This window comes from Paenibacillus sp. FSL E2-0201, assembly GCF_037963325.1.
Lineage (GTDB): Bacteria > Bacillota > Bacilli > Paenibacillales > Paenibacillaceae > Paenibacillus_AQ.
Genome location: NZ_CP150154.1, coordinates 6,585,995 through 6,600,195, shown reverse-complemented (window position 1 = coordinate 6,600,195; position 14,201 = coordinate 6,585,995). Strand labels below are relative to the sequence as shown.

14 protein-coding genes are annotated in these 14,201 nt (G+C 43.2%); 11 read left to right on the top strand and 3 right to left on the bottom strand.

Going from position 1 to position 14,201, the window contains the following annotated elements; translation table 11 throughout:
• Positions 1 to 201 precede the first annotated feature (201 nt).
• The gene (locus NSU15_RS29720) at positions 202 to 1,068 is read right to left on the bottom strand and encodes a metallophosphoesterase (protein WP_339288557.1); all 867 of its coding nucleotides are present in this window, start codon (positions 1,066 to 1,068) and stop codon (positions 202 to 204) included.
• Positions 1,069 to 1,174: 106 nt separating this feature from the next.
• Between NSU15_RS29720 and NSU15_RS29715 the strand changes: the two genes are divergently transcribed.
• From NSU15_RS29715 to NSU15_RS29690, 6 genes are all read left to right on the top strand, one after another.
• Positions 1,175 to 1,996, top strand: coding sequence for a methyl-accepting chemotaxis protein (locus NSU15_RS29715; RefSeq protein ID WP_339288556.1), 822 nt, complete (start codon positions 1,175 to 1,177; stop codon positions 1,994 to 1,996).
• A gap of 79 nt (positions 1,997 to 2,075) precedes the next feature.
• Entirely contained in the window at positions 2,076 to 2,354 is a 279-nt protein-coding gene (locus NSU15_RS29710) for a hypothetical protein (RefSeq protein WP_042131567.1), read from the top strand.
• A 150-nt stretch (positions 2,355 to 2,504) separates the two neighbouring features.
• The gene (locus NSU15_RS29705; protein WP_339288555.1) at positions 2,505 to 3,626 is read left to right on the top strand and encodes a nitric oxide synthase oxygenase; all 1,122 of its coding nucleotides are present in this window, start codon (positions 2,505 to 2,507) and stop codon (positions 3,624 to 3,626) included.
• Between the two features lie 93 nt (positions 3,627 to 3,719).
• Positions 3,720 to 5,858: an ABC transporter transmembrane domain-containing protein gene (locus NSU15_RS29700; RefSeq protein WP_339288554.1), complete on the top strand. Its 2,139-nt coding sequence runs from the start codon at positions 3,720 to 3,722 to the stop codon at positions 5,856 to 5,858.
• An 11-nt stretch (positions 5,859 to 5,869) separates the two neighbouring features.
• A complete protein-coding gene (locus NSU15_RS29695; RefSeq protein WP_339288553.1) occupies positions 5,870 to 6,394 on the top strand; it encodes a hypothetical protein in 525 nt (174 codons plus the stop codon).
• A 132-nt stretch (positions 6,395 to 6,526) separates the two neighbouring features.
• A complete protein-coding gene (locus NSU15_RS29690; RefSeq protein WP_339288551.1) occupies positions 6,527 to 7,063 on the top strand; it encodes a hypothetical protein in 537 nt (178 codons plus the stop codon).
• A 15-nt stretch (positions 7,064 to 7,078) separates the two neighbouring features.
• Here the strand turns inward: NSU15_RS29690 and NSU15_RS29685 are convergent, their stop codons facing one another.
• The gene (locus tag NSU15_RS29685; protein ID WP_339288550.1) at positions 7,079 to 7,720 is read right to left on the bottom strand and encodes a helix-turn-helix domain-containing protein; all 642 of its coding nucleotides are present in this window, start codon (positions 7,718 to 7,720) and stop codon (positions 7,079 to 7,081) included.
• A 187-nt stretch (positions 7,721 to 7,907) separates the two neighbouring features.
• Here NSU15_RS29685 and NSU15_RS29680 point away from each other — a divergent pair, with 187 nt between their 5' ends.
• Both NSU15_RS29680 and NSU15_RS29675 read left to right on the top strand, forming a co-directional pair.
• Positions 7,908 to 8,660 carry an SDR family NAD(P)-dependent oxidoreductase gene (locus NSU15_RS29680; protein ID WP_339288549.1) on the top strand — a complete coding sequence of 251 codons (753 nt, stop codon included), beginning with the start codon at positions 7,908 to 7,910 and terminating at the stop codon, positions 8,658 to 8,660.
• 157 nt (positions 8,661 to 8,817) lie between these two features.
• A complete protein-coding gene (locus NSU15_RS29675) occupies positions 8,818 to 10,233 on the top strand; it encodes a hypothetical protein (RefSeq protein WP_076121614.1) in 1,416 nt (471 codons plus the stop codon).
• 54 nt (positions 10,234 to 10,287) lie between these two features.
• On the opposite strand, the gene NSU15_RS29670 is transcribed toward NSU15_RS29675, so the two are convergent.
• Entirely contained in the window at positions 10,288 to 11,778 is a 1,491-nt protein-coding gene (locus NSU15_RS29670; RefSeq protein ID WP_042131563.1) for a peptide MFS transporter, read from the bottom strand.
• 367 nt (positions 11,779 to 12,145) lie between these two features.
• On the opposite strand from NSU15_RS29670, the gene NSU15_RS29665 reads away from it, so the two are divergent.
• The 3 genes from NSU15_RS29665 (at position 12,146) to NSU15_RS29655 (ending at position 14,191) form a co-directional block, all read left to right on the top strand.
• Positions 12,146 to 12,502: a nucleotide excision repair endonuclease gene (locus tag NSU15_RS29665; RefSeq protein WP_042131559.1), complete on the top strand. Its 357-nt coding sequence runs from the start codon at positions 12,146 to 12,148 to the stop codon at positions 12,500 to 12,502.
• A 189-nt stretch (positions 12,503 to 12,691) separates the two neighbouring features.
• On the top strand, positions 12,692 to 13,291 hold the full coding sequence (locus NSU15_RS29660; RefSeq protein ID WP_249923664.1) for a glycosyltransferase: 600 nt from the start codon (positions 12,692 to 12,694) through the stop codon (positions 13,289 to 13,291).
• A 210-nt stretch (positions 13,292 to 13,501) separates the two neighbouring features.
• The gene (locus tag NSU15_RS29655; RefSeq protein ID WP_339288547.1) at positions 13,502 to 14,191 is read left to right on the top strand and encodes a hypothetical protein; all 690 of its coding nucleotides are present in this window, start codon (positions 13,502 to 13,504) and stop codon (positions 14,189 to 14,191) included.
• The last annotated feature ends 10 nt before the right edge of the window (positions 14,192 to 14,201 follow it).

Here is a 14,201-nt window from a genome sequence, read left to right as displayed (position 1 = left end):
GTTATATTTCTCCTTCCCATTAATGGGCTTATGTAGTTCGATAGGTGTTGTTTTCCGCTATCACTCTTACGATTATACTTAAGCCTCTAATAGATTTGGTTACATCTGGGGTTACAGTGTTGTTGCATTGAATACGAAAAATCACAGAGATTCTAACGATTTTTTAACTTCCAGGTCTATTTTCTTTAACCATTATTGAATTTATGAATCAATAGGTGATCTCAAAGTAATTACGGTAAGCTCGGGACGACAATTAAAACGTATGGGCATACGAGTTACTCCAATCCCACGTGTCGTGTAGACCTGAAGTCGGCTGTTCGGGAGCTGGTATAATCCATTTGAATATTTACTGCCGTGAGGCGGGGTATACAAAGCGCCAACGAGTGGGAGGCGCACTTGCCCTCCGTGACTATGGCCGGACAATTGCAGGTCTATGGGGAGATCACTATATTCATCGGCGAAATCAGGCTCGTGGGCAAGGAGCAGGGTACATGCCTTGTCGGGGATATGGAGCAGCGCCTGTTGGATATCTGCTTTGCCAACCCACGGATCATCCACCCCAGCAAGATAGAGCTCTTTTCTATCTTTTTTTAAGACAGCATGTTCATTGTGAAGTACATGAAAGCCAGCTTGCGCTAACCCTTTCGTTACAGCTCTCCGAGTGCCAAAAGCGTCATGGTTACCTAACACTGCATATTGCCCAAAAGGAGCCCGCAACTCCGAACAGAAGTCTACAGCCTCTGAAATATAATCCACAGAATGATCTAACAGATCCCCAGTGAAGCAAATCAGATCCGGACTGACCTGTTGAATTTGCTGCACTAACTCTGTTAAAGCTTCTGGCCTCGAGTATACGCCTAAATGTAAATCACTGAAATGAACGATACGAAATCTATCGAATGTAGGAGGGAGTATAGGAATTGTTATATCTATAGATTTTACTTCAAGCCAGTACGGCTCAACCCAGTGTGAATAAATGCCGGATGCACTGGCTGTTCCAAGTAACCCCAGCGAGATTTGAGCACTTTTCTTTAAAAATTGACGTCTGCTAATAGGTTTAGTGTTCATGAATCCATCCTACGATAGGATTGTTACTTTAATATGACAATATTCATTATGTCACTCATTGTGTCGATAAACTTACATATACATTTACTTAATGGGAGATGAACAGATGAGTATTATCGATGCCTTAGTCCTCGCAGCACCTTATTTCAAAAAGATTCACTCGCAAGATATTATGATCGGTATTACGGACAGGGAAATCTTCCAGTATTATACTCCCAGTAATGCCATTGATTTTGGACTGGCCAAAGGAAGTCCTATTCCGCCTGAAGACCTAACGCTTTCAAATGGATTGAAAGGTGAGGTTAGCTTTAACCGGATTCCAGCAGAAATTTATGGATCTCCTGTAATTTCAACATGTGTGCCTATATATGGAACAGACAACGAGGTAGTAGGCGTGTTCGCAATTGCCTACACACTGGAGAACGAGAATAAGCTTGAAGTATTTACAAATGAGATTAATGGGATAAGCAATCACCTAATGGATATGGTTCAGAGCGTAGCCGCACAATCTCAAGAATTATCGGCCACCTCGCAGCAAATATTAGATAATACACGTAGAGCGGTAACAGAGTCTCAAGAAGTGAATAAGGTTACCAGCTTCATTCGTGAGATTTCTGAGCAGACGAACCTGCTAGGACTAAATGCTGCCATTGAAGCTGCGCGTGTAGGAGAGCAGGGGGCGGGCTTTGGCGTTGTGGCTAAGGAAGTACGAAAACTATCCGTAAATACCAAAGAAGCAACCCATAATATTGAAAAATCACTCAGTGATGTTCAAAAGTCCATTAAACAGATGGAGCTGGAAATTGAATCGATCTCCGCATCTTCACACGCACAAGCAGAGCTGGTCACTGAATTCAGCGGGGTGATTGAACGCTTAAATAAGGCCAGCAAAGAAATGACTACTTTCATGCAATCCATTATCCAATAAGGTGTAATGCATAAAGTTACTTATCCTAAACCATGCTAGAAGGGAACAGGCGCATTTCAGAAGGGAGCGAATTTCATTTATGAAACAACCCGATTCCAGTCTGCAAGCGAACGACAATGTAACTCAAGCCAAAAATGCTTTAGGCAAGCTTCATTTCTCTGTCTCTCAGGCGCTTAGTCATCCAACAGAACAGACTTTGGCACAGGCTGAGAACCGTTTGGCGCATACCGAACAGGCGGTAGAACAAGCTCAGGCCTCATTAGGCCCCCAAGGTGTGGAGTTGGCTGAAGAACTGCTGGCCGAGGATAAGAGCAGGCTTGCTGCATTGAAGACGCAAGGGAAACTTTCAGAACGCTAGATGTTCCTGCTACAACCCGTGAAGCGACTAAGCTTCACGGGTTGTTCTCATGCACTCTCATGTACTATCTCCTTAAGGATGTAGCTTAGGATTGAGGATGGTATACTGGATTGAAGGTTCTGGCAAGAGCTTGGATGGGAGATAAACGATATGAATGGTAAGGACATTGAAGAGTTAACCCGGCAGGCGGAGGCTTTCATTCGACAATGTTACGCTGAACTTGATAAGACTGAAGCTGAGATGGATCAACGCATCCAAGCCGTACGAGAAGAAATTAATCAATCCGGGAGTTACACACATACAACGGAAGAGCTGGCTCATGGGGCAAGAATGGCTTGGCGACATAATAGCCGCTGCATCGGCCGCCTCTTTTGGCAATCCATTGAGCTGATGGATGAACGTCTGGCAGAGACCGAGGAGGATGTTGCTGAAGCTTTGCTGCGACATCTGGAAAAGGCGAATAATGGAGGACGTATTCGTTCGCTTATCACGGTCTTCCGCAGCGGGGAAGCTCCTGATCGGAGAATCCGGATTTGGAACCATCAATTGATTCGTTACGCGGGATATCCTGGTGATGCTGAACATGAACGCGCTGGTGATCCGGCATCGGATGAATTTACGAAAGTGTGCCAACAACTAGGCTGGCAGGGAACAAGGGGCAATTATGATGTATTGCCGCTAGTAATCAGCATAGGCAATGGGCATCCCCATGTATTTCCTATTCCTCAACAGCTCATTCAGGAGGTGCCGTTAACTCATCCCGAAATTGAACGTTTTGCAGAGCTTCAGCTTCGCTGGTATTCTGTACCGATCATTTCAGACATGCAGTTGGAGATTGGCGGGATTCTATACCCCGCGGCTCCTTTTAACGGCTGGTATATGGAAACCGAAATTGGCTCGCGTAATCTGGGCGATACTGGACGATATAACGCTTTGCCGGCTGTAGCTGATCTGATGGGACTGGACCGTTCCAGTAACACTACGCTTTGGAAGGATCGGGCGCTTCTTGAGTTGAATCGTGCAGTACTGTATTCCTTTAAGCAAGCTGGGGTCAGTATCGTTGATCACCATACAGCAGCTGATCAATTTGTGAGATTTCAAGAGCAGGAGCAGGGACATGGACGTCAGGTTTCGGGACGCTGGTCATGGCTGATTCCCCCTATGTCTCCGTCGTCCACACCGATTTGGCATGACAGTAAGCTGAAAGAATATGATTACAGCCCTCGTTTCCTTTATCAGCGATCACCTGTGGCTATCTGTCCTTTTCACTAGCATAATTTGAATTTTAAGTCGAAATTCGTTTACAGTATGTACCATCTATTGTAATCTAGACCTACTGAAAGGCGGGGGGTAGGATTGCAGTTTGTGCGTACAATTTGGCGGTATTTCAGCTCATACAAGACTTTAGCTACAGTTTTTTTACTCGGCTTATTCATTGAAGTTGCCTATGCAGTAGCTGCACCGCTTAGTCTACAATATTTGGTCGACTTAGCTTTCACACCTAGAGATGTTCAAGTTTTTTTTATCATATTAGGTATTTTGGTGATGGGGGGCTCGCTTAGTATTGCTGCAGGATTGGGAGGCGATTATGCGCTTTCCAAGCTAAGTGGGCGAGTGGTGCAGAGACTTCGTAGTCAACTATTCAACCATATTCAGAAACAAACCTTTCCTTTCTTTCAACGTTATCGGGTAGGCGATCTAGTCACTCGATTCTCATCCGATATGTCCTCTATTGAAAAAATCATTTACAGCTCTGTCCCCTATAGCCTCAAAGAAGGTCTCAGCACACTGCTCGGTCTAATCGTACTATTCTCCATCCAATGGAAGCTTGCTTTTGCAATGCTGCTCGGCTCAGTCTTAATGTTTGTCGGCCCCAAACTTTTGCAAGGGCGTGCGGAAGCGGCAAATACTCGTTATAAAGAAGCACAGGAGCAATTTGCGAACACAATGGATGAAGCCGTGAAAGGGCATCAGACGATAAGAGCGCTTCATCAACAGAATCGGTTTCGTCAACGTGCCGAGAAGCAGATCAGTCAATTATTTACGTTTGGATTAAAAGTGGATGTTACGGGTTCTTTAATGGAAAGACTGCCTTTGACAGCTTTGTTGATCTTAAACGGGACTATGATTGGCTTTGGAGGCTATCTGATCTTTCAAGGTGAGATGAGCGTGGGTGGTTTCATTGCTTTCTTTACTCTGTTTATGAGTGTCGGGCAGTCAGGTGCGAATCTATCATTTATCATTCCGGATATTATAGAATCCAGTATAAGCATCAAACGGATTAGCGAATTGTTTGATTATCAGCCGGATGTTCCGGAGGCCGCTTCACCGATAGCCCTCGGCCCCTTTGAACAAGAGATCCAGATGAACAAGGTGACCTTCGGGTATACCGAAGAGACAAATCAGTTAACAGAGATAACCTTGAGTATTACAGCTGGGAGCTTTGCCGCCTTCGTAGGACCAAGTGGATCGGGTAAGAGTACGGCCTTACAGCTGTTATCTCGTTTTTATGATCCGAAGAGTGGCTATGTGACGATTGATCACACCGATTTGCGTCTGGTAAGCGAAGCCTCTCTAAGAGAACAAGTGGGTATTGTTTCACAGAATACATATTTATTTGAGGCAAGCGTACGAGATAATCTTTTACTGGATAATCGTGAGGCTACAGAAGAAGAGTTGTTTGAAGCCGCTCAGTTGGCAAGAATTCACGAGACCATTGTTAGCTGGCCGGAAGGCTACGATACGCTCATACATAGCGAAGGCTCCTCCTTATCGGGAGGTCAACGTCAGCGCATCTCGATAGCACGAGCTTTATTAAGAAATCCAAAGATTCTGCTGCTCGATGAGATCACCTCAGCCTTAGATCCTTCGACTGAAGCGGATATCAATCAGTCCATTGAGCAGCTCAGAAAGCAGAAAACTATTATATCTGTGACCCACAGATTATCGTCGATTGTTGATGCAGATGTTATTTTCGTCTTTAAGGACGGTAAGATCCTAGATACAGGTACACACCAAGAGCTTATGCAACGAGAGGGCCTTTATCTTGAAATGTGGGAGAAGCAGCATGGGTTTAGGCTATCACCAGATGGGCTTCATGCAACGATTGATGTCAATCGTTTGGCTAAGTTTCCATTCTTTGCGGGAGTTGAGTTTTCTGAACTGGAAAGTATCGCGAAGCTTTTCTCCAGTGAGACCTGCAAAGAAGGGGATACCATCGTACAAGAAGGAGATCATGGAGATAAGTTCTATATTATCATTCGTGGTAGATTTGAGATCTTGAAGCAAATCTCGGGTGCAGAGAATCATCGAGTAGCCGTTTTGGAGGATGGAGATCATTTTGGCGAAATTGCTTTATTAGCAGACGTTCTGCGAACAGCGAGTGTACAGGCCTTAGAGCCCTCGCTTTTACTATCCTTACGCAGAGAGGCCTTCTTGGAATTGACCACGAGGTACCCGCATATTCTAGAAACGGTTGGACAGACGCTAGTAAATCGAATATGAGGGGATGAGGGATGCAAGTGTCTATAGTTACTAAACGCTGTGAGAATGATGCGGATTACGCCAAGGCAAGTCTTTTTATTCTGAACAACAGGCGTGATTTGCATCCCGGATTTACGACAGTTGATATGATTGCATTGATCTACTCTTACCTATCTGAGGGACAAATTCTTAATATAATGGATATAAACGGACAAGTTATTGCTATTGCTGCCTATTATCAGGGTACACCTGATCTTCATTTCGAGGATAAGCATGTGGCCTATGTGGATAATGTTATTCTCGATAGAGCTCATCGCAACACTCGAGTCTTTATTCGAGGCTTTAACGGTTTGATTGAGCAAATTATTCAGGATCATCCAGAAACAGAGGAGTTTCGCTTCGCGGCTCTCAACGATAATGCCTACTTGCAAAAGTTGTATTCTAAATTCGCAAAGCTAAGCTACACGCGTGAAGGAGAACTCGGCAAAGAGAATATTTACAGCACCGAAATCTCATCAATTAGAGCTTTACTAGCACAATTTGGAAGGGTATACTAGGAAAATAATCACATTATTTGTAAGAAAGGAGGTTTATACAATGATCCCTCCAAAAACTGGAATTGAAAAAAGTGGCGGTAAAATTGTCAAAATCGTCGCAGTTAATGATGCAGTAAGAGCTGGAGCGTAATTATGCCCTTTCTATTTCGTACCTGTAATCTTGAAATGGATTATGAAACGTATATTACGTTTCTGATTAGGCACCATGATGAACTAAACCTGCCTTATTCATTTGCTATGAAGCTTAGTTTTATAAGTAGTCCGCTTGTATTGGGTAAGGCTATGGTCATTATTGATGAAGATTCTTATGAAATCGCTGCCGCTGTTGGTTTTGTTTATGGAACAGGGGCTGCTGATTATGAAGATAAGCATATTTGTCAGATTGAAGTGGCCTTTATCCAGCAAGAATATAGAGCAACCACCTTGTTTATCAAGGGGTTAAGGGCGCTCAACCACCTGATCAAAGAAAATAATCCTGATGTGCTGCAGATTCAGTTCTGGGCACCTTCGGATCAAGCGGATCTGGATCGCTTATTCTCTAAATTCGCTTCTTTGCCGGGTGCATCGAAGTCCATCGTGAATCATCTCGTTTTATATACGCTCCCTTTCGAAGAACTGGTGAGGTATGGCGAACGATTCAACTTAAAAAGCGCCAAGTTTCCCTCATAAGGAAACTGGCGCTTTTTAGGCTTTTAAATGATCCAGAAAGATTTGTTTAAGAAGCTCAAGCTGCTTGTCGGAGTCTAAATCCGATTCCAACAGGAGGATGTTCTTCTTCATCGTCAGCTTTCTGGAAAAGAGAGCAAAGCTGTTCATCAGCGTGATTAAGGTCTCTTTCACGGGGAGATCAGCTCGAATAGAACCGTCTTCTACCCCGTTTTGAATGATTCTGGAGTACTCATGCCAAATCTTGCGGTTCAATGCATTGAAATCAAGAACATCCTCAACAGGCTCATTTAAGTGAGAGGCGTAGCTTTCAAAATTGACCATAAAGATAATGCTTAAATGATTTTGATCCTGAATAAAGAAATCAAACAACATCTCGATCTTTTCAAGACAGTTAAGTGGCAAGTCAGCTACGTACTTAAAATAATCGAGCATCGGCTCGAGCATTCGGGTGGCCACAGCCACGATGAGTTTTTCTTTTCTAGGAAAATATCGAAAGAGAGTCGCAATACCGATATTCGCTTCAGTTGCGACATCTTGCATCGTCGACTTTTCGATTCCTTTTTGCGAAAATATTCGTTCTGCGGATTCAAGAATTGTACATAATCGCTGCTGTTTACCGTCGGATCGTTCTTTTTCATAGCGTGCTTTAGGATTCATGAGGGATAGACCCTTCCATTTTTGATTAGGTTTTTTAATTATTAGTATTATATCCACCGTTTATTGGATTAAGCAAGGAGAGGTTGTAGTTATTTCGTAAAAATGATATGATAAATATCACAGTGATAGTGTGACTATCATCACTCGAATTATTATATCACAATACGATTATAGAGGAGACTTAATTATGAATCGTCTAACTAATAAAGTAGCAATAATTACAGGTGCAGGCAGTGGCATGGGTCGTGAAGAAGCCCTTTTATTGTCCAAAGAAGGTGCTACAGTTGTAGCAACTGATATTAACGAAGCTGCTGTACAAGCAGTTGTAAAAGAAATCGAAGCCAATGGTGGACAAGCAGCAGCTTATGCACATAATGTAGCTTCTGAAGAAGACTGGATCAAAGTTGTAGAAGATGTGATTAGCAAATTTGGGAAAATTGACATCCTAGTAAATAACGCAGGGATCTCGTTCCCAGTTCAATTGCTTGAATCCACTGTTGATCAATGGAACAAAGTAATGAACATTAACGTGAGCAGTGTATTTCTTGGCATGAAACATGTTGTTCCTCAAATGAAGAACAATAAAGGTGGTTCCATCGTCAATATCTCCTCCATCGCAGGTTTGACTGGCAGCAGCGGTGCCGGCGCTTATACAGCTTCAAAAGGTGCCGTTCGTATGCTGAGTAAAGCAGCGGCTGTAGATTTTGGTAAAGACAACATTCGCGTGAACTCTGTTCACCCTGGATTTATCGAAACCCCAATGAGTGCTGAATTTGTAAATAACGAAAAAATGCATAGCTTCTTTATGTCCCAGACTGCATTGCCACGCGTTGGACGTGCTTCTGAAGTAGCTAAAGCTGTATTGTTCTTGGCTTCTGATGAAGCTTCATACATTACAGGCGTTGAGCTGCCAGTTGATGGCGGAGTCGTGGCTAAATAATAAATTTCTAAATAAGAAATACTAAGAAAGCCGTCTCATGCGTAGATTCTCTCTACACGTAGGGCGGTTTTTTTAAGCGTCCATCTCTACCGAACATTAGCCTACTTCCCTGCATAACATATAGCACTTGTAAGCAGGAGAAGGGTGTGGTTCAGAGATGGGCATCCAATTAACAGCGCTACATTATGTATATCTGGCATTCATCGTGTTCATTATGGCACTTCTGATTAGGCGGCGGGATACAACGATGATCTGTATTGCAGGCATCTTTGTACTTGGCTGGCTCGCAACAGAAACGATTAGTGGCTCGGTCACAGGCGTATTCAACTCTTTTGTATATGCAACCAAGGAGCTAATGGGTACGATTATGATTATTTCCATCATTGTAGCCATGAGCCGAGTATTAACCCAAACCGGAATTAACGAGACGATGGTAGCGCCGCTTACCCGGTTTTTACGTACACCGTTTATAGCCTTTTGGGGAATTGGCCTCATTATGATGGTGACATCTTGGTTCTTCTGGCCTTCGCCAGCTGTGGCTTTGATTGGGGTTGTGCTGCTGCCCGTAGCGATTCGTGTAGGACTGCCTGCACTCGGAGCAGCGATGGCGATGAACTTATTCGGTCACGGAATTGCGCTATCGGGAGACTATATCATTCAAGGTGCACCCAAATTAACGGCAGATGCGGCAGGACTTCCGGTAAGTAGTGTCATGGAAGCAAGTATCCCACTTGTCATAGTGATGGGTGTTGTCACTACGGTAACAGCTTATTGGATGATGCGAAGAGATCAGAAGAACGGTACTTGGCGAGACGGACTGATATCCGGGAAGAATGCCGCGAGTGCGCTAGCTGCGGAGAATGATAAAGTAGAAGGTCAGACGGTGATTTCTCCCACACTGAAGAAATGGCTGGCTATCGTTATCCCTCTTCTATTTTTAGCTGATGTAGCAGGTATGTTTCTACTGGATTTACAGGGTGGAGACGCAACTGCCTTAGTGGGTGGGACTGCTGTGTTCATCTTGGTCGTAGTAACATTGCTTGCACATCGTAATAAAGGACTGGAGCAAGTCACCTCATATTTGATCGATGGGCTTACATTCGGTTTCAAAGTATTCGGTCCGGTGATTCCGATTGCTGCATTCTTCTATCTGGGGGATTCGGCCTTTGCTGAATTGTTCGGCAAAGTTTTACCTGCTGCATCGCAGGGGATTGTAAATGATCTAGGAGTTGCTCTCGCGCATAATGTTCCTCTAAATGGTGCTGTAGGTGCTGTGACTGCCACCATAACAGGAGCCATTACGGGTCTTGATGGTTCAGGGTTCTCGGGAATTTCACTGGCGGGGTCCATCGGAAAATTATTCGCTGTTGCTACACACTCCGACGCAGCTACTTTAACTGCCCTCGGTCAAGTATCTGCCATTTGGGTTGGTGGAGGGACGTTAATCCCATGGGCATTGATTCCAGCCGCCGCCATCTGTGGCGTAAGTCCATTTGAGCTTGCCAGACGTAACGTTAAACCAGTACTGATTGGGCTGATAGTTACAACGATCGTTGCTATGTTTCTGGTGTAGACCTGGATATTGATTCAAAAAAGGCTGCCGAGATATCTCGGCAGCCTTATATGTTTATCTTATCCCCTTCATGAAATTCTGAATCTTAGAAGAGAACAGGAAGAGAATTACCGCGAGCACAATGGCAACTCCACCAATAACTCCAAAGTACAGCATTTCGGTATCCGGAGTATAGAACTTCACAATCTGAGCATTAATAGCTTGCGCAGCAGCATTGGACAAGAACCACATGCTCATCATCTGAGCAGTAAAAGCAGCGGGTGCCAGTTTGGTCGTTGCCGAGAGGCCAACGGGTGACAAGCATAGCTCCCCAATGACGACGATGAAATAGCTTAGCACTAGCCATAATGGATTTACAAGTGAATTAGTTCCACCGAAATATGCAGGTACCAGAATGACCAGGAAAGACAGACCGGCAAACAATAATCCAAGCGAGAACTTTTGAGGAATCGTTGGTTGACGGTTACCGAGCTTTAACCAAATCCAGGCAAATACAGGTGCAAGGGCGATAATAAACAGCGGGTTAAGCGACTGGAACCAAGCCGGAGAAATGTGTATACCCGCAAAGTCCAATTGGGTGCGCTTATCCGCAAAGCTTGCTAGAACTGTTGAAGTTTGTTCCTGAATGGCCCAGAACATAATCGAGGCGATAAACAAAGGGATGTACGCGAGAATCCGTGATCGCTCTACAGCGGTTGTCTTGGGACTACGGTACATCACAATGAAGTACATTGTAGGAATAAGAAGCCCTAACACCCCTACGATCTTAATAAATGTCTCAAAGGTGAGTATTCCAGTAAGTATGCCGACCGTAACTACTACAGCAAGCACAACTAATCCAATACCGATCCAAGTAAATAATTTTTTCTTTTGTTCGGCTGGAATCGGGTTTTGTACAATCGTACCCGCCAGACCTAGGTTTTTGGTGCGAGTCAATACGTAAACAACTAACCCGATAAACATCCCGACTGCGGCAATCGAGAAGCCTAGATGGAAATTATTCATACCCACAGCGCCTACAATCAGTGGAGAGAGGAATCCGCCAAGGTTAATACCCATATAAAAAATGCTGAAAGCAGCGTCGCGGCGGTTATCTTGTTCGCTATAGATCTCCCCTACAATACTTGATACATTGGGCTTAAGAAGTCCGGTTCCAAGCACGATCATAATCATCGAAGCAAAGAATAACGTGGCATTTCCCGGTATCGCCAGTAAAATATGCCCGAACATAATTAGAACGCCACCGTAAAAGACAGCCTTCGAAGTACCGAAAATCCGATCGGCAAGCCATCCGCCTATAATTCCGGACATATATACGAGTGAGCCGTAGATAGACATAATCGAAAGGGCCATATCCTCTGGAAATCCGAGTCCGCCTTTGCTTACTTCATAATACATGTAGTAAACAAGGATTGCTCTCATGCCATAATAAGAAAAACGTTCCCAAAATTCAGTAAAGAAAAGCGTGAACAGTCCCTTTGGATGTCCAAAAAATCCGGTTTGCGGGACACTATCTACAATTTTTTGCCTGTCTGTTGCTGACATGAATCAAATCCTCCTAGATGCTAATTGCTCTTTTCATGATGCTAATACCACACTACACTACCTTAATATTTATAATACCCTCATGAGGAAAATCACAACCCTTTGATGAGAAGGTTCTGAATAATGTCATATTTTTTAGTAATATTTCCAGCAGAACTTTATAATTAACTTATATTGTATTTTTCATCCAGAATGAAATGTTGAATTTAACCAAAGAACTTGTGGTTTCAAGCAGTGGTAAAATACGAGTGTGTTAATGGGTCCAATTCCCACTACTCCTTTTGAGCAAGGTTCATTGTGAAAGATAGAATAAAAGGCTAACTTATGATACTATTTACTCCTATATAGAAAGAGGACGTGAGCTAAAATGATCAACATAACTATGCCCAATGTGGATGTTAGTATTACTAAACAAATTAACCCGCAGTTAAGCAACATTTACGGATTCACTGATTTTCACCTGATTCCAAGAGACTACGGCGGTATCTTTATGTTCTACAATGACCAAGATGAGTTGTTGTTTGTAGGTAAAGCGAGAAAGCTAAGACCAAGAATCAAAAAACATTTCGAAGATACCGTATCTGATATCAAGCTGCACCGGGACGAGGTCACCAGAATTGATGTATGTTTGATCGAAAGCCCTGTTCATAGAGAAATTTATGAAACGTATATCATTAATGAATTTAAGTCTAAATACAATGTAGATAAAGTGATGTTTAGATAAACATAAAGAAGAGGCGCCGTCCAATGACGGTGCTTTTTTTTATGTAAAAGAAGATAGGAATGAAATAAGAACATCGGTACACACTATACAAGATAGTTAATAGATATTTAAAGGAGATAGGTCATATTGAAGTCTAAGTTTTTGATTGCGAAGCTAACTTTGTTGTGTATGTTCCTTGTTGTGAGTGTAATGCCCGCAACTGCCGATGCTGCAGCCAAAGAAAAAAAGAGCTCACATAAGCAATGCTTTACACCCTCCGTAATAGAGCTTAAAGATAACCTTAGGAAATTATGGAGTGACCATGTGATTTGGACGAAAAATTACATAGTTAGCGCCTTTGCAAATTCCGAGGACAAAGAGAAGGTACTGGCAAGGCTGCTGCAGAATCAGCAGGAGATAGGGAATGTGTATAAGCCGTATTACGGTGAGGCGGTAGGAGATAAGCTAGCCCAATTATTGAGGGAGCATATCCTGATTGCCGGAAAGGTAGTTGCCGCTGTACTGGCAGGTAATCAGGCAGATTTGGAAAAATACAATAAAGAATGGTATAACAACGCCGACGACATTGCTAAGTTTCTTAGCGCACAGAATCCCAAATATTCGTATGAACAATTGAAAGAGATGCTTCATGAGCATCTGGAGCTAATTACAGATGATGTGACAGCTAGGGTTAAAAAGGATTGGGATGCCGAAATCGTTGCTTTCGATAAAGGGCTGGAGCATATGATTATGTTTGGAGATATACTAACCGAAGGGATTGTTAAACAATTCCCTGATAAATTTAATTGAAACCAGAGCACCCGCAAGGGTGCTTTTTTCTTGTTAATGGCAACAATTTAGGTCTTTTGATCCAATTCAAAAAGTTAGATATAAAGGCTCACTTACAGACAAGATAAGTAAACTATAATAGACTCGTGGGCACTCGACATTTTTTGACATTTTTTTATAATTGAGGTGATAAGATCAATGATTTCTCCCTTTTTTAAAAAGAAAGACTCAGTGGATAAGCAGTCCAAACCGGGTATGGTTCAAAAGGTGCAATTATCAGAAGAGCAGGGTGAGGAAGTAGAGGACCAGATCACTGGCGAGACTTTAGCAGGAGTGGTTACTACGGGAAAAGCTCCGCTTGATAAAAAATCACTTGATTTGATCTTCTCCGTGGAGCAGATTATTCAGGCCAGACAGCATGCCGAGACGAATATTAATGAACTTCAGGATCGGTTAACGCATTCCAGCAGCCATGTTGAACGTTTGAACCGGGACATGAAGAACCTCAATAAAGTGATTGAGGAAAGAGAGAAGAACGTACGAGAGCTTGAGCATAAATTGATTGAGAAGAATTTGAAGGTCGATCAAGTGCTGGAGGATTATCGGGAGCTTCAGACTACCCTCACTGCAGAGATTGAAGAATTAAAGAGTACTATCGACTTAGAGCATCAAAAGTATGTAAATCTGATCCAAAAACATAACGAAGCTCATGCGGAGAAGCTTAAAAAGATGAATGATCTGGAAGAGAAACTCGGACGGATTGAAACTGAGAACGCGCATTTAAGACAGAAATACGATACGATCCGCCAAGAAAAAGCCTATCTCTCCGGTATGATCAGCGATTTTACCAATCGTATGACCGTCCCTTTTGGGAATGGAAGCACGCTGGCGGGAAGAAATGACGACAACGGAGATACATAAGATTCATGGC

Coding starts and splice junctions, on each gene's coding strand:
- NSU15_RS29720 (WP_339288557.1), bottom strand. CDS start 1,068: ATGAACACTAAACCTATTAGCAGACGTCAATTTTTAAAGAAAAGTGCT.
- NSU15_RS29715 (WP_339288556.1), top strand. CDS start 1,175: ATGAGTATTATCGATGCCTTAGTCCTCGCAGCACCTTATTTCAAAAAG.
- NSU15_RS29710 (WP_042131567.1), top strand. CDS start 2,076: ATGAAACAACCCGATTCCAGTCTGCAAGCGAACGACAATGTAACTCAA.
- NSU15_RS29705 (WP_339288555.1), top strand. CDS start 2,505: ATGAATGGTAAGGACATTGAAGAGTTAACCCGGCAGGCGGAGGCTTTC.
- NSU15_RS29695 (WP_339288553.1), top strand. CDS start 5,870: ATGCAAGTGTCTATAGTTACTAAACGCTGTGAGAATGATGCGGATTAC.
- NSU15_RS29690 (WP_339288551.1), top strand. CDS start 6,527: ATGCCCTTTCTATTTCGTACCTGTAATCTTGAAATGGATTATGAAACG.
- NSU15_RS29685 (WP_339288550.1), bottom strand. CDS start 7,720: ATGAATCCTAAAGCACGCTATGAAAAAGAACGATCCGACGGTAAACAG.
- NSU15_RS29680 (WP_339288549.1), top strand. CDS start 7,908: ATGAATCGTCTAACTAATAAAGTAGCAATAATTACAGGTGCAGGCAGT.
- NSU15_RS29675 (WP_076121614.1), top strand. CDS start 8,818: ATGGGCATCCAATTAACAGCGCTACATTATGTATATCTGGCATTCATC.
- NSU15_RS29670 (WP_042131563.1), bottom strand. CDS start 11,778: ATGTCAGCAACAGACAGGCAAAAAATTGTAGATAGTGTCCCGCAAACC.
- NSU15_RS29665 (WP_042131559.1), top strand. CDS start 12,146: ATGATCAACATAACTATGCCCAATGTGGATGTTAGTATTACTAAACAA.
- NSU15_RS29660 (WP_249923664.1), top strand. CDS start 12,692: ATGCCCGCAACTGCCGATGCTGCAGCCAAAGAAAAAAAGAGCTCACAT.